Consider the following 22,103-nt stretch of genomic DNA (forward strand, 5'->3'; position numbering starts at 1 on the left):
TTGGCCGGTGCGGGCAGGACGGGGAACGGCATTCCCTCGCAATTGGATCGACCGATGATTCCGTTGAAAACCCTTGGGCGCTGGTTGCGCCCGGGCTTGCTGCTCGCATTGCTGGTGATGCTCACCGGCTGCGATGCCGTGGCCATCCTCAGTCCGAAGGGCCAGATCGGCCAGGATGAAAAGACACTGCTGATCACGGCCACCGTGCTCATGCTGCTGGTCGTCATCCCGGTCATCATCATGACCCTGACCTTCGCGTGGAAGTATCGCGCCTCCAACACCAAGGCCCGCTACGAGCCGAAGTGGTCCCACTCGACGGCGATCGAGGTGGTGGTGTGGTCGATCCCCTGCATGATCGTGCTGGTCCTGGCGGTGCTGACCTGGCGGTCCTCGCACGCGCTGGATCCGTACAAGCCCCTGGAATCGGACGTCAAGCCGGTCACCATCCAGGCGATCTCGCTGGACTGGAAGTGGCTGTTCATCTATCCGGAAGAGAAGGTCGCGGTCGTCAACGAGATCAAGTTCCCGGTCAACACCCCGCTGAACTTCGAGATCACCTCCGATACGGTGATGAATGCGTTCTTCATCCCGCACCTGGGCAGCATGATCTATTCGATGGCGGCGATGGAGACCAAGCTCCACCTGATCGCCAACGAACTGGGTGAATTCCCGGGCATGTCCTCGCACTACAGCGGTGCAGGCTTCGCCAAGATGCATTTCACTGCCTACTCGGTCACCGACGCGCAGTACCGCCAGTGGCTGGACCAGGTCCGTGCCGGCGGGCAGACCCTGGACAAGACCTCGTTCAAGGCGCTGGGCGAAGCGAAGAATTCCGAGTGGTACCCGGTCACCTACTTCGGCAAGGTTGAAGACAGCCTGTTCGACTGGGTCATCGCCAAGCACATGGGCGACAACAAGCACTACGGCATGAAGCATGCCCATGCGGGTGCGGCTGCTGCCGATGCGTCCAGCCATGAAGCGCACGAGGGGCACGCCCCGAGCGACGCGCATGATGCCAAGGAATCCGGGAAGAACCTGGATGCCACCGAAGAACACGAACACGCTGGCCATGAAGGCCACATGGGTTCGGGAGAATGAACATGTTGGGAAAACTCTCTCTTGAGTCGATCCCCCACGATCCGATCGTGCTGACCACCCTGGTCGGCGCGATCCTTGGTGGCCTGGGCGTCGTCGCCCTGATCACCAAGTTCAAGCTGTGGGGCTATCTGTGGAAGGAGTGGTTCACCTCGGTGGATCACAAGAAGATCGGCGCGATGTACATCATCGTCGCCTTCGTCATGCTGCTGCGCGGTTTCTCCGACGCGATCATGATGCGTACCCAACAGGCCATCGCCGTCGGCGGGTCCGAGGGTTACCTGCCGCCGCACCACTACGACCAGATCTTCACCGCCCACGGCGTGATCATGATCTTCTTCGTGGCGATGCCGTTGATCACCGGCCTGATGAACCTGGCCGTGCCGCTGCAGATCGGCGCGCGCGACGTCGCGTTCCCGTTCGTCAACTCGCTCAGCTTCTGGCTGTTCGTGTCCGGCGCGGTGCTGATCATGCTGTCGCTGTGGATCGGTGAATTCGCCGCCACCGGCTGGCTGGCCTTCCCGCCATTGTCGGGCATCGAGTACAGCAACAATGTAGGTATGGACTACTACATATGGGGACTACAGGTGGCGGGTCTGGGTACCACGTTGAGTGGTATCAACTTCTTCATCACCATCCTCAAGATGCGCACCCCGAGCATGAAGCTCATGCAGATGCCGGTCTTCACCTGGACCGCGCTGGTGACCAACGTGCTGATCGTCGCCGCCTTCCCGGTGCTGACCATCACCCTGGTGCTGCTGACCCTTGACCGTTACCTGGGTACGCACTTCTTCACCAATGACGGCGGCGGCAACGCCATGCTGTACATCAACCTGATCTGGATCTGGGGTCACCCGGAAGTCTATATCCTGGTGCTGCCGGCCTTCGGCGTGTTCTCCGAGGTCATCGCGACCTTCTCGCGCAAGGCCCTGTTCGGTTACAAGGGCATGGTCTACGCCACCGCCTGCATCGGCGTGCTGTCGTTCATCGTGTGGCTGCACCACTTCTTCACCATGGGCTCGGGTGCCAACGTCAATGCCTTCTTCGGCATCACGACGATGATCATCTCCATCCCCACCGGCGTGAAGATCTTCAACTGGCTGTTCACCATGTTCCGCGGTCGCGTGCAGTTCACCACGCCCGTGCTGTGGACCATCGGCTTCATGGTCACCTTCACCATCGGCGGCATGACCGGCGTGATGCTGGCGATTCCGGCCATCGACTTCGTGCTGCACAACAGCCTGTTCCTGATCGCCCACTTCCACAACGTCATCATCGGCGGCGTGGTGTTCGGCATGTTCGCCGGCATCACCTACTGGTGGCCGAAGATGTTCGGCTTCCGCCTCAATGAGTTCTGGGGCAAGTGCGCGTTCTGGTGCTGGTTCATCGGCTTCTATGTGACCTTCATGCCGATGTACGTGCTGGGCTTCATGGGCATGACCCGTCGTCTGCAGAGCACCGTCAACCCGGCCTACGAGCCGTTCCTGCTGGTTGCCGCTGTTGGCGCCTTCATCGTGGGTGCCGGCATCCTGTGCCAGATCATCCAGGTGGCCGTGTCGATCCGCGACCGCAAGAAGACTGCCGACCTGACCGGCGACCCGTGGGATGCCCGTACGCTGGAGTGGGAAACCTCTTCGCCGCCGGCCTTCTACAACTTCGGCACCTTGCCGGAAGTCACCGAGCTGGACGATTTCTGGGAGCGCAAGCAGCGTGGTGAAGCCTGGCCGAAGCCGGCCAAGTACACCGACATCCACATGCCGCGCAACACCGGCACCGGCGTTGTCATCGGCGCCTTCAGCATGGTGTTCGGCTTTGCGATGATCTGGCACATCTGGTGGCTGGCCATCCTCGGCTTCGTCGGCATGATCGCCACGTTCATCTACCGCACCTTCGACCAGGACGTGGACTACTGGGTCCCGGCTGCCGAGGTGGAACGCATCGAGAACGAACACCGCAAGCACCTGGAAGCCCAGGGCCTGGTGAAGTCGGAGCTGAAGGCATGAGCACCAATACCTCCACCGTGAACCACGGGCACGCCGCACACGCGGCGGCCCATGGCCATGACGACCACGAGCACCACGACACCGGCGGCAACACCGTCTTCGGTTTCTGGGTGTACCTGATGAGCGACTGCCTCATCTTCGCCTCGCTGTTTGCCACCTACGTGGTGCTGGCTGGCGGCACCGATGGTGGCCCCGGCGCGAAGGACCTGTTCGAGCTGCCGTTCGTGGCGTGGGAAACCGCGCTGCTGCTGACCTCGTCGCTGACCTTCGGCTTGGGCATGATCGCCATGCACCGCAAGCAGGTCGGTCAGATGTTCCTGTGGCTGGGCATCACCTGGCTGCTGGGCTTCGGCTTCATGTGCATGGAAGTCTATGAGTTCCAGCACCTGATCCATCAGGGTTACGGTCCGGACCGCAGTGCCTTCCTGTCGGCGTTCTTCGCCCTGGTCGGTACCCACGGCCTGCACGTCAGCGCCGGCCTGCTGTGGCTGCTGGTGATGTTCGTGCAGCTGAAGAAGTACGGCCTGACCCCGACCAACAAGACCCGCATGGCGTGCCTGAGCCTGTTCTGGCACTTCCTGGACCTGATCTGGATCGGCGTGTTCTCCGTCGTCTACCTCAATGGAGCGCTGTAATGGCACATGACAACCATGCACACGACCACGCCGCCGGCGGCGAAAGCCACGGCACCGTGAAGTCGTACCTGATCGGCTTCGTGCTGGCGGTGGTGCTGACCGTCATCCCGTTCTACATGGTGATGTCGGGCGATTTCTCGCGCACCGTCAACGGTGTGGTGATCGCCATCACCGCGGTGCTGCAGATGCTGGTCCACCTGGTGTTCTTCCTGCACCTGGACCGCTCGTCGGAGAGCCGCTGGAACGTCAACGCTGCGGCCTTCACCGTGGTGGTGATCGGCATCATCGTGGTCGGTACCCTGTGGGTCATGCACAACATGAACGTGCACATGATGCACTGACGTCTTCGCGACGTTGCCACGCAGAAAGGCCGCCTCCGGGCGGCCTTTCTGTTTTTTCCGTTGTCCGGTAGTGCCGGCCGCTGGCCGGCAGCCAGTAGATCCACGCCATGCGTGGATGCGGTTGCCTCTCACCCCACCTTGCGCAGGAACTCCTCGGCGTCCATCGGCCGTCCAAGGTGATAGCCCTGCAGCTGGTCGCAGCCCAGCTCACTCAGGTAATCGCGCTGCGCCTGGGTCTCCACGCCCTCGGCCACCACCTGCAGCTGCAGGGTGCGGCCCAGCGCGATGATCGAGGACACGATGGCCGCATCCTCGTCATTGCGTTCGAGGTCATGCACGAACGCCCGGTCGATCTTCAGCTCGGTGGCCGGCATGCGCTTGAGGTACAGCAGGCTGGAATAGCCGGTGCCGAAGTCGTCGATGGCGATGTGTACGCCCATCGCAGTCAGATCGTTGAGGATCGCCAGGCTGGCTTCGACATCCTTCATGGCGGTGGTTTCGGTGATCTCCAGGGTCAGCCGCGCCGGGTCGATGCGATGCCGTTCCAGCACCGACCGCACGCTGTCCAACAGGGCCGGCGAGGCGAACTGCAGCGGCGACAGGTTTACCGCCATCGTCCAGTCGCTGTGCCCGCCGTCATGCCAGGCGCGCAGCTGCGCGCACGCCTGGTCGAGCACCCAGTCGCCGATCGGCAGGATCAGGCCGCTGCGCTCGGCGATGGGAATGAACACGTCCGGTGCCAGCAGGCCCAGTTCCGGGTGCTGCCAGCGCAGCAGCGCCTCGGCGCCGGTGGCCGGTGCATCGGCCGCCGGGAATTTCGGCTGGTAGTGCAGCAGCAGTTCGTTGCGCGCGATCGCCTTGCGCAGGTCCTGCAGCAGGCGCAGCTGGCGGTTGGCACTGAGCTGCATCGAAGGGATGAAGAAGGTGTAGCCGTTCCGTCCGGTTTCCTTGGTGTGGTACATCGCCGCATCGGCATGTGCCATCAACTCGCGTTCGTCGCCGGCATCGTCCGGATACAGGGCAATGCCCAGGCTGGCGGTGACCTGCAGTTCCGCCGCATCCAGCACGAAGGGTTCGCTTGCCGCAGCGATCACCCGCTCGGCGACCACCGCCGCATCGTCAGGCGCATCGATGGCCAGCACGATCACGAACTCGTCGCCACCGAGGCGGGCGAGGGTGTCCTGCGGCCGCAGCTGCGCCCCCACGCGTTGGGCCACCGCGACCAGCAGGCGATCACCCAGCTGGTGGCCATAGGCATCGTTGACGGCCTTGAAGCCATCCAGGTCGCAGAACATCACCGCCACCGACTGCTGGCGGCGTTGCGCCTTCTCGATGGCCTGCTCGATCCGATCCTGCAGCAGCATGCGGTTCGGCAGCTGGGTCAGTGGATCGTGCAGTGCCGCCTGGATCAGCTTGTCATTGGCGTGGGCCAGGGAGTCGGCCAGCAGACCGGTGCGCACGCGCATCTGGCGGTCGAACAACGAGGCAACCAACGCGATGCCCAGCGTGGCCAGCGTGGTCACGATCACCAGCACGGCCAGCCAGCGGGGATCGATGCCGCCGCTGCCGACCGCGCCGCAGACGCTGCCTGCCGGGAAGCGTGCGGCGGCCATGCCGGTGTAATGCATGCCGACGATGGCCAGGCCCATCACCAGTGATGCCAGTATCCGCAGGCGCACCGTGTTGCGTTGCTCGACGCGCAGCCGGAAGGCGATCCACAGCGCTGCACCGGCGGCGCCGATGGCCACCGCGATCGATGCGGCAAACCAGCCCGGGTGGTAGTCGATGCCCGGCTGCATCCGCATCGCGGCCATGCCCAGGTAGTGCATCGCCGCGATACCCAGTCCCATCAGCACCGCACCGGCGGCCAGGCGCTGCAGCGGCAGGCTGGGCCGCGACACCAGCCACAGCGCATAGGCCGATGCGCCGATCGACACGGCCAGCGAATACAGGGTGATCGCCAGGTCGTAACCGACTGGAATCGGCAGCTTGAACGCCAGCATCGCGATGAAGTGCATCGACCAGATGCCCAGGCCCATCGCGGCGGCACCGCCGGCCAGCCACCAGCGTGCGACCCGGCCCTCGGCCGTGGCCAGGCGGCCGGCCATGTCGAGCGCGGTATACGATGCCAGCATGGCCACCAGCAGCGAGATGGCGACCAGGCTCTGACTGTAACTACCAGTCATGTTGAATCCAGAGGAGAAGGGAGGGGCGCCCGCAAGGCGCACGCCCGCCACCGCTATCGGCACCGGCGGGTGGGACTTGAGTGGTCGCAGCAGCTGCGACCCGGCTCGGCTATCCTGCCACGCTCGTTGCCCCTGCAGGAAATCTCCGATGGCCAAAGCCCGCACCGCGTATGTCTGCAATGAATGCGGCGCCGAATACAGCAAGTGGCAAGGCCAGTGCACCGAGTGCAACGCCTGGAACGCGCTGTCGGAAATCGTCCTTGAGAGCGCGACGGCGGCCAAGGCGCCCGCCTCACGGCGTGCCGGCTGGGCGGGCAAGATCGACCCGCCGAAGATCACCGCGTTGAAGGATGTGGCGCAGACCGAGCACAACCGGGTCAGCACCGGCATCGGTGAATTCGACCGCGTGCTCGGCGGCGGCCTGGTCGAGGGCGCGGTGGTGCTGGTCGGTGGCGACCCGGGCATCGGCAAGTCCACCCTGCTGCTGCAGGCCGTGGCCAAGATGGCCGCGGTGCTGCCGGTGCTCTATGTCACCGGTGAAGAATCACTGGCCCAGGTGGCCGGTCGGGCGCACCGGCTGGAGCTGCCGCTGGAGGGCGTCAACGCGCTGGCCGAGACCGGTGTCGAATCCATCCTGCAGCACGCCACCAAGAGTGGGCCGCGGCTGATCGTGGCCGATTCGGTACAGACGCTGTGGACCGAGACGCTGACTGCCGCGCCCGGTTCGGTCAGCCAGGTACGTGAGAGCGCTGCGCGGCTGGTGCGCTTCGCCAAGGAAACCGGAACCGCGGTGTTCCTGGTCGGCCATGTGACCAAGGAAGGCGGCATCGCCGGCCCGCGGGTGCTGGAACACATGGTCGATGCCGTGCTGTATTTCGAAGGCGAGAGCGGCAGCCGCTTCCGCCTGCTGCGCGCCTTCAAGAACCGCTTCGGTGCGGTCAACGAACTGGGCGTGTTCGCGATGGGCGACAAGGGCCTGAAGGAAGTCTCCAATCCGTCGGCGATCTTCCTCTCCGGTGCCAGCACGCACCAGCCGGGCAGCTGCGTGATGGTCACCCGCGAGGGCACCCGGCCGTTGCTGGTGGAAGTGCAGGCGCTGGTCGACGCCTCGCCGCTGTCCAATCCGCGCCGCGTGGCGGTGGGCCTGGAGCAGAACCGCCTGGCCATGCTGCTGGCGGTGCTGCATCGGCATGGCGGCGTGCTGGTCGGCGACCAGGACGTGTTCGTGAACGTTGTTGGTGGCATCCGCGTGCAGGAGACCGCCGCCGACCTGCCGGTGCTGCTGGCGGTGCTGTCCTCGCTGCAGGACCGTCCGCTGGCCGAGAAGACCATCGCGTTCGGTGAAGTCGGCCTGTCCGGTGAGATCCGGCCGGTACCCAACGGCGAGGACCGCCTGCGCGAGGCGGCGACCCACGGCTTCAAGCGCGCCATCGTGCCCAAGGCCAATGCGCCCAAGGGCGGCTCGGTGAAGGGGATGGAAGTGATCGCGGTCGAACGCCTGTCCGAGGCCATCGACGCGGCGTGATGCCGGTACTGTAGAGCCGAGCCCATGCTCGGCTGCTTTTCCGGTAAAGGGCAGCCGAGCCTGGGCTCGGCTCCACAAACGTCACATGCGGCAACGGTCAGCCTGCCTGTGCTAGTTTTCCCGGCTCGACGAAGGCGCCCCCTGGCGCCTTTCCGTGGCAAGGAGTAATCGATTACATGCAGGACCCGATGTTCAGCCCCCCCGCCGCCGAAATCCGCCGCGCCGGGGTCGATCTCAATGGACTGATGACGGTGCTGGGCAAGCACCTGTATTCCACCCCGATGGTGGCGCTGCGTGAGCTGGTGCAGAACGCGCACGATTCGATCATCCGTCGCCGTATCGAGCAGCCCGGCATCCAGAGTGTGTCGCGCATCGACGTGCAGGTCGATGTCGCCGCCGGCGTGCTGCGTATCACCGACACCGGTGCCGGCCTGACCCGGCAGGAAATCCACGATTACCTGGCCACGGTCGGGGTCGGTTACACCCGCGGCCTGCGCCAAGAGGGCGAGGACAATGAAGGCCTGATCGGCATGTTCGGCCTGGGCTTCCTGTCGGCCTTCGTGCTGGCGCGCCGTGTCAGCGTGCGTACCACCTCCTACCAGTCACCCGAGCTGGGCCACCTGTACGTGTCCAGCAATGCCGAGCAGTACACCGTCAGCGAAGTGCCGGCACGCGCGATCGGCACCGAGGTCGAGCTGGAGCTGCATCCGGACTTCCTGCCGCTGGCCAACGAAGCGCGCCTGCACGAGGTGCTGGGCCGCTACTGCGCGCTGCTGTCCGAGCCGATCTTCATCGGTGCGGCGACCGCCGCGATCAATCCCGAACCGCCGCCGTGGCGCGGGCAGGGGGACGTCGCGCTGCATCCGGTGCAGGCACGCCGCCAGGCGCAGCAGTTCGCGGCCCGCTTCGAACACGATTTCGAGCCCATCGTGACGATGCCGCTGCAGTCCGATGGCAGCAGTGACGCCATCGGCATGCTCTGGGTGCAGGACGGTGCCACCTACGGCACCAGCGACAACCGCAATCTGTCGGTGTTCGTGCGCGGCATGCTGCTGGACGACGACGCGCGCGACCTGCTGCCGCCGTGGGCCGGCTTCATCGGCGGGGTGATCGAATCGTCGAAGCTGACCCCGACCGCCAGCCGCGAGGACCTGCAGCGCGATGACCACTATCGCGCCGTGCAGCACGCCCTGCTGGAAGCGCTGATCGATGGCCTGGCCGACGTTGCGCGGCAGCAGCCCGAAGCCTGGCGACGCGTGCTCAGCCGCCACAACGAAGCCCTGCTGGGCGCGGCGCTGTGCGATGAGCGCCTGTTCGACCTGCTGCTGGAACACGTGCGCGTGCCGACCTCGCAGGGTGACCTGCCGGCCAGCGCGTTGCCGGCGCGCGGCGCGGTGCATGTGATCCTCGACAACGGTGGCGGCTTCGAGGAAATGCTGTTCCGTGCGATGGGCGTGCCGGTCGCGCATGGCCATCGCTATGCCGTGGTGCCTTTCCTGCGCCGCTGGGCCCAGGCCAAGGGCCTGCGCCTGGTCGAACTCGGTACCGAGCAGGGCAATCGAGCGCTGTTCCGCACCGACGACAGCCTTGACGATACGCAGTTGGCCTGGCTGCGCGAACACCTGGGCGACGGTGAACAATTGCTGCCGGCGCATTTCAGCCCCGAGGCGCTGCCGGTGGTGGTGGTGCCCGACCGCGAAGCCGAACTGAAGCAACGCCTGGAAGACGACGAGAACGACAAGCGCGTATCGATGGCCGCATTGCGGCTGGCGCGCCAGTTCACCGCGCGCATCGAGGCACGTGCACCGTCGCGGCTCTACCTCAACCTGGACAATCCGGCGGTGCAGGCCTTGCTGCAGGCCCAGCGCGATGGCCACCCGCAGGCCGCGTCTGCCGCGCGCCTGCTGCGCTCGCTGAAGATCATCGTGTCCGCACAGGGCCGGCCGTTGCAGCGCAGTGCGGCGACGCCGGGCCCCGATCTCAATGGTGCATTCACTGATATTGCCGGTGCCCTGCAGCAGATGCTGCGCTGAGCACCGCCCCCCTCTCATCCAGCCTTTGCTAGACAGGAGCATTACCCCCATGGATATCTGGAACTGGGTCGAAAAACTGCAGGAAGACCTGCGCCAGGCCGGGCAGGCACAGAACGCCCACCTGCTGACCCGCCTTGCCGATGAAGTCAGTGAACTGCAGGTCGACCGCGTCGATGCACTGCTGCCCGAAGCACGCGCGTTGGGCAAGGCGCTGGACAACCCCTGGGTCGACGTCTATGTCGGCCATTGGGCGCTGCGCAACCGCGTCGGCAACCGCGTGGAAGGTGAAAGTGCGCTGGGCGAGTCGGTGGCGCTGTTCGAGCGCGCACACCGCGCCGATACCCTGGACTGCCCGCAGTCGATCTGCGTCACCCAGGACCTTGCCGCCTGCTACGGCAACATCGATGGTCCGGGCTGGGTGCCCGAGCGCATCGAGGTCTGCGACGAGACGCTGGGCCGCATCGACCCGAGCTGGGCCTGTTTCCAGTGCCTGAGCTGCGAGAAGGCCGACGCGCTGCTGGACGACGGCCGCGGCCAGGACGCCTTGGACTACCTGCAGGTGCAGGCGGCGGCGATCCAGGCGCGGGGCAAGGAAGTGTTCGACAGCTTCCCGGAAATGCAGATCAAGATCCTGCTGGCCAGCTGCCGTGCGGCGGAGGCGCTGGCGTTGATCGAGCAGCGCGAGGCCGAGGTGGCCGCTGCAGGCGAGTACGAGCCTGCCAACTGCACCGTGCCGCGCCGGCTGTCCAAGGCCTGGGCGCTGGCCCAGCTGGGGCGTGATGAAGAGGCGCTGCAGCAGCTGGTGCCCTGGAGCGAGCTGACGCCGAACCACTGGCGGCTGTGGGCCAATACGGCTTCGACGCTGTGCAGTCGTGATGGCGAACGCAACACCTGGGATCTCGGCACGCGCTTCAACACCATCATCGAGCACTTCGCCACTGTTGGCGCGCATCGCCTGGTGATCGAGATCGCTGCACTGAGCCTGGAACTGGCCCTGCAGCGCGGTGCGCGCTGGGTGGCGCAGCGCCAGCTGGGCCTGGCCCGCACCCATCTGGGGCAACTGCGGCAGGACCGCGGCGCTGCCGCGCTGGTGGCTGGCTTGGCGGCACGGATCGAGGCGCTGCCGGAGACGGCACCGCTGCCGGTGCCTGCCGATGAACTGCTGGCGTGGCTGCAGGCGCAGGGCGAACAGAACCAGTCACGTGATCCCGAGCGCGAAGCGCAGTGGCTGCTGCAGGCCCACGCCGAGCGGCCGGACGACGGCGCGCTGGCCGAGGTGGCCGCCTCGGCGCTGCACGCCTGTGGCGCCAGGACCGAAGCGCAGGCACTGCTGTGGGACTTCGTGCGCGGCCACGCGCAGGAAGATGGCGCAGCGGCCTACACGCTGATGCGTTGGCTGGCCGAGCAGGGCGATGATGACGGCCTGCGCAGGCTGGCCGCGACCTACCGCGACAGCGTGCCGGTGTTCGCGCACTGGTGCGAGGTACAGCGTGCACGGCGTGCGTCCGACTGGCCGGCGCTGGAGCAGGCCGCGCAGGCGTTGCTGGCGTTGTCACCGGGCTCGAACGGTGCACGCGGGACGCTTGCCCGGATGTACATGGAGACCGGCCGCTTCAGCGAGGCGCAGGCCTGCTATGCGCAGCTGGTGGAACTGCTGGAAGAGCCCAACGCCGCGCACTGGGACCACATGAGTGCGGCCAGCGCGGCGCGCGACTGGGATGCGGTGCGCCGCTCGGCAGCAGCGATCGGCATGGAACTGTCCAGCCAGCAGGGTGTGGTCGAAGAGCCGTGGGGCTGGGTGATCATCCGCAGTGAAGAAGGCGGCGAGCCGATGGAGTACTACGCCCGCCGCAGCGGCCCGGTGACCGCGCGCATCGTCGAGAACGCACCGGCCAACCGCGCACAGCAGGTGGGTGACTGGGTGGTGTTCGACGCCGGCCTGGTGCACCCGGCACCAGAGGACGAAGCGGAGCGCGAGCACTTCATTCCGACCTATGCGCAGGTGCATGTGCTGGAGCGGGGTGGTTTCGCTCGCAGCTGGCTGGTCGACGGCGCGCACCCCGGTGAAGATGCATGGAACGCCTTCGTGGAAGCCGCCGAGGCACAGGGCTGGCAGGTGTGGTCGCACAGCCGTGCGGACTACACCGTGACCGATCCGGACGCGGAAGACGGCACGCTGCCGGGTCTGCTGTTCACTGTCGCCCAGCCGCAGGATCACGCGCCGCTGGCGCTGCATCGCTTCCTGCAGCAGGCGACGGCGGATTGGGCGCACCCACACTGCTGGCTGCGCCTGGCAGAGGCCTGCGACCAGGATCGCCAGCCGCACCTGGATGCGATCGAGCGGTACGGGTTGTAATCTCTGCCGCGCTACGGGCTCGCCGGGCATGGCCCGGCGCTACCCATACGTGTTGCCGGTAGTGCCGGCCGCTGGCCGGCAACCCCATGGGATCCTGTGTTGCCGGCCAGCGGCCGGCACTACCTCAAGGAGAAATACATGCGAAAGACAGGGATGTTGGTGATCGTCAGTCTGCTGTTGGCCCCCGCCGTGCAGGCTGCGCCTGCCTGCCAGCAACCGGCCGACGTAGCACGGGCCTTCTTCGAAGCGACCACCGGCAAGGGCGACCTGCTTGAGCCACCGCAGGCACTGGTCAGCGCGGCGTTTGCCAAGTCGCTGCGCGGCGAGCGTGCCTGCCAGGTGCGCGAAGAGGGCATCTGCACGATTGATTCCGATCCGTGGCTGGACGCGCAGGACGGGGATATCGACGGCCCCGTGCGCTACAGCTGGAAGCAGGCGTCAGCCACGGCGGGCCAGGTCGAGATGCGCTACTCGGTTTGGAACAAGGCCTACGTGACGCGGTTGCCGATGGTGCGCAAGGGCGAGGGTTGCTGGCAGGTCGATGACATCCTCACCAACAGCGGCCGCTCGGTGCGGAAGATCCTGGCCCAGCCGCTTCCTTGAGCCCATGGGGCATCCACGCATGGCGTGGATCTACTGGCTCCGATTGCCGGGCGGCGACCGGCACGCCCCTATCGCGAATGCCCGAACACCAGCTCGATCACGAACTGGCTGCCGAAGAACGCCAGCAGCAGCAACAGCATCGCCGTCAGCGTCCAGTGCACCGCCTTCGTGCCGCGCCAGCCGTAGCGACGGCGGCCGATCAGCAGCACGCCGAACACGATCCACGACAGCACGCTCAGCACCGTCTTGTGCACCAGCTTCTGCGCCAGCAGGTCGTCGACGAACAGCACGCCGGTGACCAGGGTGAGGGTCAGTAGCGCGAAGCCGACGGTGATCACCCGGAACAGCAGCGATTCCAGGTCGGCCATCGGCGGCAGCGCACGCAGCCACGGACGGAATTCGCGGCGCCGCAGCGCACGCTCCTGCAGCCACAGCATGATCGCCAGCAGCGCAGCGATGCTCAACGTGGCGTAGGCCAGCAGCGCCAACCAGGCGTGGCTGGCCAGGCGCCAGCCCAGCAGCTTGCTCGGTTCGTGGCCGTAGCCGTGGTAGACCACCAGCAGCAGCGCGGCCAGCGGGAACACCACCACGCCCAGGGTGGACATGCGCCCGCGCGCGCCCACCAGCGAGGTCAGCCAGGCCATGCCCAAGCCGACCAGCGACAGCGCGGCGAAGAAGTGCATGTCCGGTCCGCCGGTGGTGCGCATCGCGACCAGCACGTGGTAGCCGCCATGCAGCAGCATCGCCGGCAGCGCAGGCCACAGCCACACAGGCGCGGTCACCCCGTCGTTGCGACCGAGGGCGCGCACCAGCAGGGCGCTGGCGGCCAGGTAGAGCAGGACGGCGATGAGAACGATTGTCATCGTTGAAGTTTCGCATACCCCCGGGGTGCTGGCGACGGGCCTGGCGTCGCAGTCCGGGGAGCGCGGTGGACCCGTTATACTGTGGGCCTTATTGTCCCCCGCTTTCAGACAGGTTGCGCCGCATGTTCGAGTCCCTGACCCAGCGCCTTTCCGGCACCATCGAGCGCCTGCGCGGCCGTGGCCGCCTGACCGAAGAGAACATCCGCGAGGCGACCCGCGAGGTCCGCATCGCGCTGCTCGAAGCCGACGTCGCGCTGCCGGTGGTGCAGGCCCTGATCGAGCGCATCAAGGTGCGTGCGGTCGGCCAGGAAGTGCTGAAGTCGCTGACCCCGGGCCAGGCCCTGATCAAGGTCGTGCGCGACGAGCTGACCGCGGTGATGGGCGCCGAAGCCAGTGACCTGAACCTCAACGTTCCCGCTCCGGCCATCATCCTGATGGCGGGCCTGCAGGGCGCCGGCAAGACCACCACGGTCGGCAAGCTGGCCAAGCACCTGAAGGAAAAGCGCAAGAAGAAGGTGATGGTGGTCTCGGCCGACGTCTACCGTCCGGCGGCGATCGAGCAGCTGAAGACGCTGGCCGAGCAGGTGGGCGTGCTGTTCTTCCCGTCCAGCGCCGAGCAGAAGCCGGAGGCCATCGTCCGCGCCGCCATCGATGACGCGCGCAAGTCGTTCGTCGACGTGCTGCTGGTCGATACCGCCGGTCGCCTCGCCATCGACGAAGCGATGATGGCCGAGATCAAGGCCCTGCACGCTGCGGTCAACCCGGCTGAAACGTTGTTCGTGGTCGACGCCATGACCGGCCAGGACGCGGCCAATACCGCCAAGGCCTTCGGCGATGCACTGCCGCTGACCGGCGTGGTGCTGACCAAGACCGATGGTGACGCACGTGGCGGCGCCGCGCTGAGCGTGCGCTACATCACCGGCAAGCCGATCAAGTTCGTCGGTGTCAGCGAAAAGCCGGAAGGCCTGGACGTGTTCCACCCGGACCGTATCGCCAGCCGCATCCTCGACATGGGCGACGTGCTGTCGCTGGTCGAGCAGGTCGAGCAGCAGGTCGACAAGGACAAGGCGCAGAAGCTGGCCGAGAAGGTCGCCAAGGGCAAGAAGTTCGATCTGAACGACATGCGCGACCAGCTCGAGCAGATGCAGAACATGGGCGGCATCGGCGGTCTGATGGACAAGCTGCCGGGCCTGGGCCAGATTCCCGAGCACCTCAAGCAGCAGGTCAGCCAGGGCAAGGAAGTGCCGCGCATGATCGCCATCATCGGCTCGATGACCAAGAAGGAACGGCGCAACCCGAACCTGCTCAACGGCTCGCGTCGCGCCCGCATCGCCAAGGGTTCGGGCGTGACCCCGGCCGACGTCAACAAGCTCATGAAGCAGTACATGCAGATGGAAAAGATGATGAGCAAGATGGCCGGCGGCGGCATGAAGGGCATGATGCGCAGCATGAAGGGCATGATGGGCGCCATGGGCGGCCGTGGCATGCCGTTCCGCTGAGCGCTTGCTGTATCGAACGCTTGAACAACCCGCGGAATCAATCAAAGGAATGTGCATGAACAAGTCGATCGTGGTGATGGCGCTGGCCCTGGCCCTGGTTGCCTGCAAGGACGACACCTCTGTGTCGCAGAAGGCCGGCAGTGCCATCAGCGGCACCGCTGCCGATTTCGTCGCCGGGCTGGGCGAGGGCGTGGACAAGAAGATGAACGTGACGCTGCAGGCCGATCCGGGCCTGGCTGCGCGCGGGCTCACCGTCACCCTGGGCAAGAGCCGCGGCATGGGCTCCAAGGACGCAGCGGTCTACGTGGTGGCCGACAAGGCCTTCAAGGGCAAGCTGGTGGCGCGCGCACTGGATGCCGAGGGCACCGAGATCGGCCGCGCCAGCGCCGAGGAAGAGTTCGCCGCTGATGACGCGCGCTATGTGACGTTCAAGTTCAACGAAGAAATGGACAGCCAGCTGGTCCGCACCTACGCGGTGTCTGCACGCTGAGCAACGCGGGAGCGGATCGCCCGATGCGACGCTCCCGGCAACAATGTCTGGCGTATGCTGGCAGCGACTCCTCCCACAGGTGCGTCGCGTGAGCCTTTCGCCGATTCTCGAACGCGCCGACGATTTCTGTCGGCGTTTTTCATTGCAGCTGCCGATTCTGTTGGCACCGATGGCCGGCGCCTGTCCGGTTCCGCTTTCGGCCACGCTGGCCAACGCCGGCAGCATGGGCGCGATGGGGGCCGTGTTGTCGCCCGCGGCGGATATCGGTCGATGGATGCAGGACTTCCGGGCCGCGTCCAGCGGGCCGGCGCAGGTGAACCTGTGGTTGCCCGATCCCGCGCCGGTGCGCGATGTGGCCGCCGAGGCCGCCACGCGTGCTTTCCTGGGCCAGTGGGGGCCGGAGGTTGCGGCCAGCGCCGCGGATGCCACGCCTGCCGATTTCGAGGAGCAGTTCAGTGCGCTGCTGGCGGCACGGCCGGCGGTGGCCTCGACCATCATGGGTGTGCTGTCGCCGCGTCATGTGCAGCAGTTGAAGGATGCGGGCATCGCCTGGATCGCCTGCGCTACGACCCTCGCCGAAGCGCGCGCTGCACAGGATGCGGGGGCTGACGCGGTGGTCGCCCAAGGCGCCGAAGCAGGTGGCCATCGCGGCGCCTTCGATCCGATACGTGCAGAACAGCAGCTGGTCGGCCTGTTCGCACTGCTGCCGCGGCTGGCGGACAACCTGAAGATTCCGGTGATCGCTGCGGGCGGCATCGGCGACGGTCGCGGCATTGCTGCTGCCTTGATGCTCGGGGCCAGCGCGGTGCAGATCGGCACGGCCTTCCTGCGCACACCAGAAGCAGCGGTGGCACCGGCATGGGCCGATGCGTTGGCCCGCAGCGAACCCGAAGACACCTGGCCGACCCGTGCGTTCAGTGGGCGCCTGGGCCGTGGCCTGGCGACCGCCTACGTGCGTGCAGCCGCCGCCGAGGGCGCACCCGCGCCGCGCCCGTATCCGGTGCAGCGTGGCCTGACCGGACCGATGCGCAAGCAGGCCACGCAGGAAAACCGGCTTGCCGCGATGCAGGCCTGGGCCGGGCAGTCGGCGTGGATGGCACCGGCCGCGCCGGCCGCCGACGTGCTGCGTGGCATGTGGCAACAGGCGCAGGCATTGCTGCGATGACGGTGACCTGCAACGGCGCCACGGCGCGGGCTGAAGACCTGCTGCCGGCGCTGACCAACTATGGCCACTTCACCTCGCTGCAGGTGCGCGGCCGCGCGGTGCAGGGGCTCGACCTGCATCTGCAGCGGCTGGCCCAGGCAACGCAGGAGCTGTTCGGCAGCGCGCTCGATATCGCGCAGGTGCAGGCGTGGATGGCGCAGGCGCTGCAGCAGGCCGGTCAGATCGATGCATCGATGCGGGTCACCGTGTTCTCGCGCCGTTTCGATTTCCGCGATCCGTTGGCCAGCGTGCCGGTGGATGTACTGGTTGCCGTGTCCGCGCCGGTCACGCTGACCGCACCCAAGCGCGTACGCAGCGTGACCTGGCAGCGCGAGCTGCCGCAGATCAAGCACGTTGGTACGTTCGGCCTGTTCGCCCAGCGCCGCGCCGCGCTGGCAGCGGGTTTCGACGATGCGCTGCTGGTGACTGCCGATGGGCAGATCAGCGAGGGCACGACCTGGAACCTGGCCGTGCATGACGGCGAACAGCTGGTCTGGCCGCAGGCGCCTGCGCTGCGGGGAACCGCTGAGGCGCTGCTGCAGGCGGGCTGGGCGGGGCCACAGCAGATCCCCCCGTTGCGGCTGGATGCGCTGGCCGGCATGCAGGCCGCCTTCGCCTGCAACGCCAGCGGGCTGTGGGCGCTGGACGCCATCGACGGTTACGCACTGCCGGGTTCGCAGGCCTTGGCCGAACAGGGCAGGGCGGTGCTGGCCCGGGTGCCCTGGCAGCCGCTTTCCTGAACGAGGTGCGTGGCGGATGCTCGCCGGGCGTGCCTCGGCGCTAGCGTGAATACCCAGGGTGGGTAGCGCCGGGCCATGCCCGGCGGATGCTTTCGCAGCACAGCACAGTTCAGGAGTTCCAATCAGATATGGGCACAGTCACCGAGCAGCATCGCGCGGTAGCGATGCACGCGATGAAGATCATGGGCGGCGACGCACGGCCCAAGGTCCAGGCCTTTCACGATGACCGTCGCCAGCGTTCGGTCGACATCCTGACGACACTCAACGCTCCGGAAGCGGGCCTGAAGTCGATTTCGTCCATCGGACTATCTGATTTCGCTCTACGCCATTCAAATGGTCGTGAACTGGAAACGCGCGTCGAGCTTTGCGCATGTGTACCTGAGGAGAGACTGCACTGGGACAACGTCGTTGCCTCCACTGCATTTGCGATCATGCGTGATCGTGCGGCGGTGCTACCGGGCAGCGTGATTCCAGACATCCTGCTGGACTACTTCCCGTCGTCGACGATGCCGCATATTTGTCTGGTGCCTCCCTTCTTCTGGCGTGAGGGAAGGTTTGCGGGGCTGCAGCTGCCACCTCTCGCGATCAACTGGCTCCAGTGCATCGCCATCCATGAATCTGAGCGGCGTCTGATCGAGCAGATTGGCGCGGACGCGTTTGATGATCTGCTGCAACGTCACGAGGTCGACGTGTTCGATATGGATCGTGTCGCCCTGCCGGCGTTGGGCGTCGCGTGACGCCTTTGGCATTGGTTGGACGCGGGATCAGTCGCTGAATCCATCACTTTGCTGAATGAAAGCCGCCGGGCATGGCCCGGCGCTACCGGGCAGGTCCGTTTTTCCGCGGGGTTGGCTTGGCCGAACTCTGCCGCTATAATCGCCCGCTTACCGCGCCATCCTGGCGACTGGGCAATAGGAAAAAACCACCATGGTCAAGATTCGACTGACCCGCGGCGGCGCCAAGAAGCGTCCGTTCTACCACATCATCGTCACCGACGTCCGCAGCGCCCGCGACGGCCGCAACATCGAGCGCGTTGGCTTCTACAACCCGGTTGCACAGGGTGGCGAGAAGCGCATCGAGCTGGACCTGGCCCGCGTTGACCATTGGGTCAAGAACGGCGCCCAGCCGACCGAGAAAGTTCGCAACCTGATCAAGGAAGCGAGCAAGTCCCAGGCCGCTGCGGCCTGATCCTGACGGGCCGCGCCCTGGTGCGGCCCATCTGATTGAACGCAGATGAAAGATAACGAGCGCCGCATCCTGCTTGGCAGGATTGTCGGCGCTTTTGGTGTGCGCGGCGAAATAAAGCTCGAGTCCTGGACCGAGCCGCGTTCCGCTATTTTCCGTTACCAACCGTGGATCCTGCGCAGCCCCAACGGGCAGGAATCGACGCTTGAAGGCGCCCGTGGCCGGGATACCGGCAAGCACCTGGTGGCCCGTTTCCCGGGCATCGAGGATCGCGACACGGTCGAGGCGATGCATGGCACCGAGGTCTTCGTGGCCCGCAGTGCGCTGCCGCCGCCGAATGCCGACGAGTATTACTGGGTCGATCTGGAAGGCCTGGATGTGAAGACCGTCGAAGGCGTTGCCCTCGGCCAGGTCTCGCACCTGTTCAGTACCGGCGCCAACGATGTGGTGGTCGTACGCGGCGATCGCGAGCGGATGATTCCGTTCGTCGTGCCGGAGTTCGTCAAATCCGTCGACTTCGAGGCCAATCTGGTCGTGGTCGACTGGGACCCCGAGTTCTGAGTGTAAGCATGCGTTTCGACGTCATCACCCTGTTCCCCGATTTCCTCGCCCAGTCCGCTGGGCTGGGCGTGGTCGGCCGTGCGCAGGAAAAGGGGTTGTTCAGCCTGCATGGCTGGAATCCCCGTGACTACGCCGAGGGCAACTACCGCCGGGTGGACGATCGTCCGTTCGGCGGTGGCCCGGGCATGGTGATGCTGATCGAACCGCTGCAGGCCTGCCTGCAGGCGATCCGCGACGCCGATCCGACGCCTGCGCGCGTGATCCATCTCAGCCCGCAGGGCGCACCACTGACCCAGGCCAAGGTGCGGGAACTGGCGGCATTGCCGCGCATGGTCCTGCTCTGCGGCCGCTATGAAGGCATCGACGAGCGTTTCCTGGCCGCCAATGTCGATGAGGAGATTTCCCTCGGCGACTATGTGCTGTCCGGTGGCGAGCTGGGGGCTGCGGTCATCATCGATGCCGTGGCCCGGCTGCAGGAAGGCGCCTTGAATGACGCCGAATCGGCCGCGCAGGACAGTTTCGAGGGCGACCTCGGCCTGCTCGACTGCCCGCATTACAGCCAGCCGGCCCAGCATCCGCTGGGTGACGTGCCGGACGTGCTGCGCTCGGGCAACCATGCCGCCATCGCCGCCTGGCGCCGGCAGCAGTCGTTGATCCGTACCGCGCAGCGGCGCCCGGACCTGCTGGATGAACAGACGCTGGGCAAGGCCGACCGCAAGTTGCTGGCCCTGGCCCGCCAGGCCCCGGCAGAAAAGGGCAGGCCCTAGCGCCAGCCCCGCTTTATCGGCTATCATGTCCAATTACCGCCGGCCCAGGCTGGCGTGCAATACCCAAAACAAACGTGCAGCACAGTCCGGTGACTGCATGAGCCCACGCTGTCGAATGACACGCCCACCCGAACAATGAATCGGTGTAACCCATGAGCAAGCTGAACAAGTCCATCGTCGCGGAATTCGAATCCGCCCAGATCACCCGTGAACTGCCGCAGTTCAGCCAGGGCGACACCGTTGTCGTCAACGTGAAGGTGAAGGAAGGTGCCCGCGAGCGCGTGCAGGCCTATGAAGGCGTTGTCATCGCGACCAAGAACGGCGGCCTGAACTCCTCGTTCACCGTGCGCAAGATCTCGCACGGCTACGGCGTCGAGCGCGTGTTCCAGACCCACAGCGCCATCATCGACTCGGTCGAAGTGAAGCGTCGTGGTAAGGTCCGCGCCGGCAAGCTGTACTACCTGCGTGGCCTGGAAGGCAAGGCTGCCCGCATCAAGGAAGATCTGGCTGCTGCTGCTGCCGCCAAGGTTGCCCGTCTGGCAACCAAGGGCTGATAAACAACTTCGGTTGTTGCCGCGACGGCCGCCTTCGGGCGGCCGTTTGCGTTTGTGTTGTCGCCTCGTTAGTTTCAAGGGATGGATGAGACCGACCATCGATACCCGGCGGACATCCAGGTGGCATTGCGCTTCCTGGACGGTTCCGGCGTACCGCGGCGGGAAGCGGCCCCCATGCTGCATCGCATGCTGTGGCGGCTGGGTATCGCGCTGCCACCGCCGATACTGGCCGGGTTCCTGACCAATACGCTGCTGCAGGGGCTGCTGTTCGGCGTGTTCTGGACGGTGCTGATGTGGCTGCTGCTGTGGCAGGGCAGGGCCCCGGCAATGGCGTTGCTGGTGCTTGCTGGCGTGCTGGCAGGCGTGATGTTCGGCCTGGTGATGGCCACCCTGATGTGGTTCCTGCGCGGGACCCGCAAACTGCCCACCTGGCAGCAGTTCCGCCGCAGCCTCTGAGGCCATGGCGCAGTGCGCCGTGACCGCTGCCGGGCGGCGGCGTACGCTCGGGCCTTCAACCCCCATGGCCCCTGCGATGTCCGCCAAGCGAACCGCCAACAGTGCTGCGCCGAAGCTGCTGTCCGGCGGTAATCCGCAGATTGCCAAGGGTGAGGGCGATGCACCCGTACAGGCCTATATCGCCGCCATGCCGGCCTGGAAACGGGCCGTGGGTGCACGTCTGGATGCACTGATCGAACAGGCCGTGCCCGGCGCGCACAAGGCGGTGAAATGGAACTCGCCGATGTACGGCGTTGCTGCCGGTGAGGGCTGGTTCCTCAGCTTCCATTGCTTCGCCCGCTACATCAAGGTCGCATTCTTCCGCGGTGCGCGGTTGCGGCCTGTTCCGCCTGAACCATCCAAGAGCGCCGACACACGCTATCTGCACATCTTTGAGGATGGGGTGCTGGACGAGGCGCGGTTCGTCGACTGGGTGCGGCAGGCCAGCGAGCTGCCCGACGAACGCATGTAGTTCTCAAGGATCTTTCCCCGTACGAGACCACACGATGGCCACGAAGAAGACCGATCCCGCAGATGCTGCTCTCCCCGCCGCCGCACTGATCGATGCTCGTATTGCCGAGCTCGGTGATTGGCGCGGCGACATCCTCGCCCGCGTGCGCGCGCTGATCCACGAGGCGCTGCCGGACGTGGAGGAAACCTGGAAGTGGCGCGGCACTCCGGTGTGGGAACACAACGGCATCCTGTGCACCGGCGAATGCTACAAGCAGGCGGTGAAGCTGACCTTCGCCCACGGCGCCGCGTTGCCGGATCCGAAGGGCCTGTTCAATGCAAGCCTGGGAGGCGGCACGCGCCGCGCGATCGACATCCACGAAGGCGAAATGCCGAATGCCGCGGCGTTCAAAGCCCTGATGCATGCGGCCGCAAAGCACAACGCCACGAAGAAAAAGCGGTAGTGCCGGGCCATGCCCGGCGGATTTCTGGCAACCGCTGCGCTCGCCGGGCGTGGC

General features: G+C 66.1%; 22 protein-coding genes. 20 read left to right on the forward strand and 2 right to left on the reverse strand.

The window, feature by feature from the left end; all coding sequences use genetic code 11:
* Nucleotides 1-54 precede the first annotated feature (54 nt).
* From cyoA to cyoD, 4 genes are read left to right on the forward strand one after another with little or no spacing between them, the layout of a single operon-like run.
* Nucleotides 55-1,098: a ubiquinol oxidase subunit II gene (gene cyoA, locus HFK18_RS01895; protein ID WP_180163993.1), complete on the forward strand. Its 1,044-nt coding sequence runs from the start codon at nucleotides 55-57 to the stop codon at nucleotides 1,096-1,098.
* A gap of 2 nt (nucleotides 1,099-1,100) precedes the next feature.
* The gene (gene cyoB / locus HFK18_RS01900) at nucleotides 1,101-3,098 is read left to right on the forward strand and encodes a cytochrome o ubiquinol oxidase subunit I (protein ID WP_180163995.1); all 1,998 of its coding nucleotides are present in this window, start codon (nucleotides 1,101-1,103) and stop codon (nucleotides 3,096-3,098) included.
* Nucleotides 3,095-3,733 carry a cytochrome o ubiquinol oxidase subunit III gene (gene cyoC, locus HFK18_RS01905; protein ID WP_099821051.1) on the forward strand — a complete coding sequence of 213 codons (639 nt, stop codon included), beginning with the start codon at nucleotides 3,095-3,097 and terminating at the stop codon, nucleotides 3,731-3,733. The genes cyoB and cyoC overlap by 4 nt, the downstream gene beginning before the upstream one ends.
* Nucleotides 3,733-4,074 carry a cytochrome o ubiquinol oxidase subunit IV gene (gene cyoD / locus HFK18_RS01910; RefSeq protein WP_025873831.1) on the forward strand — a complete coding sequence of 114 codons (342 nt, stop codon included), beginning with the start codon at nucleotides 3,733-3,735 and terminating at the stop codon, nucleotides 4,072-4,074. The genes cyoC and cyoD overlap by 1 nt, the downstream gene beginning before the upstream one ends.
* 128 nt (nucleotides 4,075-4,202) lie before the next feature.
* Here the strand turns inward: cyoD and HFK18_RS01915 are convergent, their stop codons facing one another.
* Nucleotides 4,203-6,260, reverse strand: coding sequence for a bifunctional diguanylate cyclase/phosphodiesterase (locus HFK18_RS01915; RefSeq protein ID WP_180163997.1), 2,058 nt, complete (start codon nucleotides 6,258-6,260; stop codon nucleotides 4,203-4,205).
* Nucleotides 6,261-6,408: 148 nt separating this feature from the next.
* On the opposite strand from HFK18_RS01915, the gene radA reads away from it, so the two are divergent.
* The 4 genes from radA (at nucleotide 6,409) to HFK18_RS01935 (ending at nucleotide 12,777) form a co-directional block, all read left to right on the forward strand.
* The gene (gene radA, locus HFK18_RS01920) at nucleotides 6,409-7,785 is read left to right on the forward strand and encodes a DNA repair protein RadA (RefSeq protein ID WP_100551874.1); all 1,377 of its coding nucleotides are present in this window, start codon (nucleotides 6,409-6,411) and stop codon (nucleotides 7,783-7,785) included.
* Between the two features lie 176 nt (nucleotides 7,786-7,961).
* The gene (locus HFK18_RS01925) at nucleotides 7,962-9,818 is read left to right on the forward strand and encodes an ATP-binding protein (protein ID WP_180163999.1); all 1,857 of its coding nucleotides are present in this window, start codon (nucleotides 7,962-7,964) and stop codon (nucleotides 9,816-9,818) included.
* 49 nt (nucleotides 9,819-9,867) lie between these two features.
* Nucleotides 9,868-12,174 (forward strand): tetratricopeptide repeat protein, encoded by a 2,307-nt coding sequence (locus tag HFK18_RS01930; protein WP_180164001.1) that lies wholly within the window; start codon nucleotides 9,868-9,870, stop codon nucleotides 12,172-12,174.
* 138 nt (nucleotides 12,175-12,312) lie between these two features.
* Nucleotides 12,313-12,777, forward strand: a complete 465-nt coding sequence (locus HFK18_RS01935; protein ID WP_180164003.1) for a hypothetical protein — start codon at nucleotides 12,313-12,315, stop codon at nucleotides 12,775-12,777.
* Nucleotides 12,778-12,845: 68 nt separating this feature from the next.
* Here the strand turns inward: HFK18_RS01935 and ccsA are convergent, their stop codons facing one another.
* Complete coding sequence (gene ccsA / locus HFK18_RS01940) at nucleotides 12,846-13,640, reverse strand: cytochrome c biogenesis protein CcsA (protein WP_180164013.1); 795 nt, start codon at nucleotides 13,638-13,640, stop codon at nucleotides 12,846-12,848.
* 122 nt (nucleotides 13,641-13,762) lie between these two features.
* On the opposite strand from ccsA, the gene ffh reads away from it, so the two are divergent.
* The 12 genes from ffh to HFK18_RS02000 all read left to right on the forward strand — a co-directional run bounded on the left by ffh (nucleotide 13,763) and on the right by HFK18_RS02000 (nucleotide 22,049).
* A complete protein-coding gene (ffh, locus tag HFK18_RS01945; RefSeq protein WP_099821058.1) occupies nucleotides 13,763-15,139 on the forward strand; it encodes a signal recognition particle protein in 1,377 nt (458 codons plus the stop codon).
* A 55-nt stretch (nucleotides 15,140-15,194) separates the two neighbouring features.
* Nucleotides 15,195-15,629 carry a hypothetical protein gene (locus HFK18_RS01950; RefSeq protein ID WP_180164015.1) on the forward strand — a complete coding sequence of 145 codons (435 nt, stop codon included), beginning with the start codon at nucleotides 15,195-15,197 and terminating at the stop codon, nucleotides 15,627-15,629.
* Between the two features lie 88 nt (nucleotides 15,630-15,717).
* Nucleotides 15,718-16,794: a nitronate monooxygenase gene (locus tag HFK18_RS01955; RefSeq protein WP_180164017.1), complete on the forward strand. Its 1,077-nt coding sequence runs from the start codon at nucleotides 15,718-15,720 to the stop codon at nucleotides 16,792-16,794.
* Nucleotides 16,791-17,573 (forward strand): aminotransferase class IV family protein, encoded by a 783-nt coding sequence (locus HFK18_RS01960; protein WP_180164019.1) that lies wholly within the window; start codon nucleotides 16,791-16,793, stop codon nucleotides 17,571-17,573. The genes HFK18_RS01955 and HFK18_RS01960 overlap by 4 nt, the downstream gene beginning before the upstream one ends.
* A 128-nt stretch (nucleotides 17,574-17,701) precedes the next feature.
* On the forward strand, nucleotides 17,702-18,310 hold the full coding sequence (locus HFK18_RS01965) for a suppressor of fused domain protein (RefSeq protein WP_180164021.1): 609 nt from the start codon (nucleotides 17,702-17,704) through the stop codon (nucleotides 18,308-18,310).
* Nucleotides 18,311-18,500: 190 nt separating this feature from the next.
* Nucleotides 18,501-18,761 carry a 30S ribosomal protein S16 gene (gene rpsP, locus HFK18_RS01970; protein ID WP_025873821.1) on the forward strand — a complete coding sequence of 87 codons (261 nt, stop codon included), beginning with the start codon at nucleotides 18,501-18,503 and terminating at the stop codon, nucleotides 18,759-18,761.
* 45 nt (nucleotides 18,762-18,806) lie between these two features.
* On the forward strand, nucleotides 18,807-19,319 hold the full coding sequence (gene rimM, locus HFK18_RS01975) for a ribosome maturation factor RimM (protein WP_025873820.1): 513 nt from the start codon (nucleotides 18,807-18,809) through the stop codon (nucleotides 19,317-19,319).
* An 8-nt stretch (nucleotides 19,320-19,327) separates the two neighbouring features.
* Entirely contained in the window at nucleotides 19,328-20,086 is a 759-nt protein-coding gene (trmD, locus tag HFK18_RS01980) for a tRNA (guanosine(37)-N1)-methyltransferase TrmD (RefSeq protein ID WP_180164023.1), read from the forward strand.
* 152 nt (nucleotides 20,087-20,238) lie between these two features.
* Nucleotides 20,239-20,640, forward strand: coding sequence for a 50S ribosomal protein L19 (gene rplS, locus HFK18_RS01985; RefSeq protein ID WP_099821063.1), 402 nt, complete (start codon nucleotides 20,239-20,241; stop codon nucleotides 20,638-20,640).
* Between the two features lie 81 nt (nucleotides 20,641-20,721).
* Nucleotides 20,722-21,096, forward strand: coding sequence for a DUF6404 family protein (locus HFK18_RS01990; protein WP_180164025.1), 375 nt, complete (start codon nucleotides 20,722-20,724; stop codon nucleotides 21,094-21,096).
* A gap of 76 nt (nucleotides 21,097-21,172) precedes the next feature.
* Complete coding sequence (locus HFK18_RS01995) at nucleotides 21,173-21,607, forward strand: DUF1801 domain-containing protein (RefSeq protein ID WP_180164027.1); 435 nt, start codon at nucleotides 21,173-21,175, stop codon at nucleotides 21,605-21,607.
* A gap of 34 nt (nucleotides 21,608-21,641) precedes the next feature.
* Complete coding sequence (locus HFK18_RS02000; protein WP_180164029.1) at nucleotides 21,642-22,049, forward strand: DUF1801 domain-containing protein; 408 nt, start codon at nucleotides 21,642-21,644, stop codon at nucleotides 22,047-22,049.
* The last annotated feature ends 54 nt before the right edge of the window (nucleotides 22,050-22,103 follow it).

Source organism: Stenotrophomonas sp. SbOxS2, assembly GCF_013416715.1.
Taxonomy (GTDB): Bacteria; Pseudomonadota; Gammaproteobacteria; order Xanthomonadales; family Xanthomonadaceae; genus Stenotrophomonas; species Stenotrophomonas lactitubi.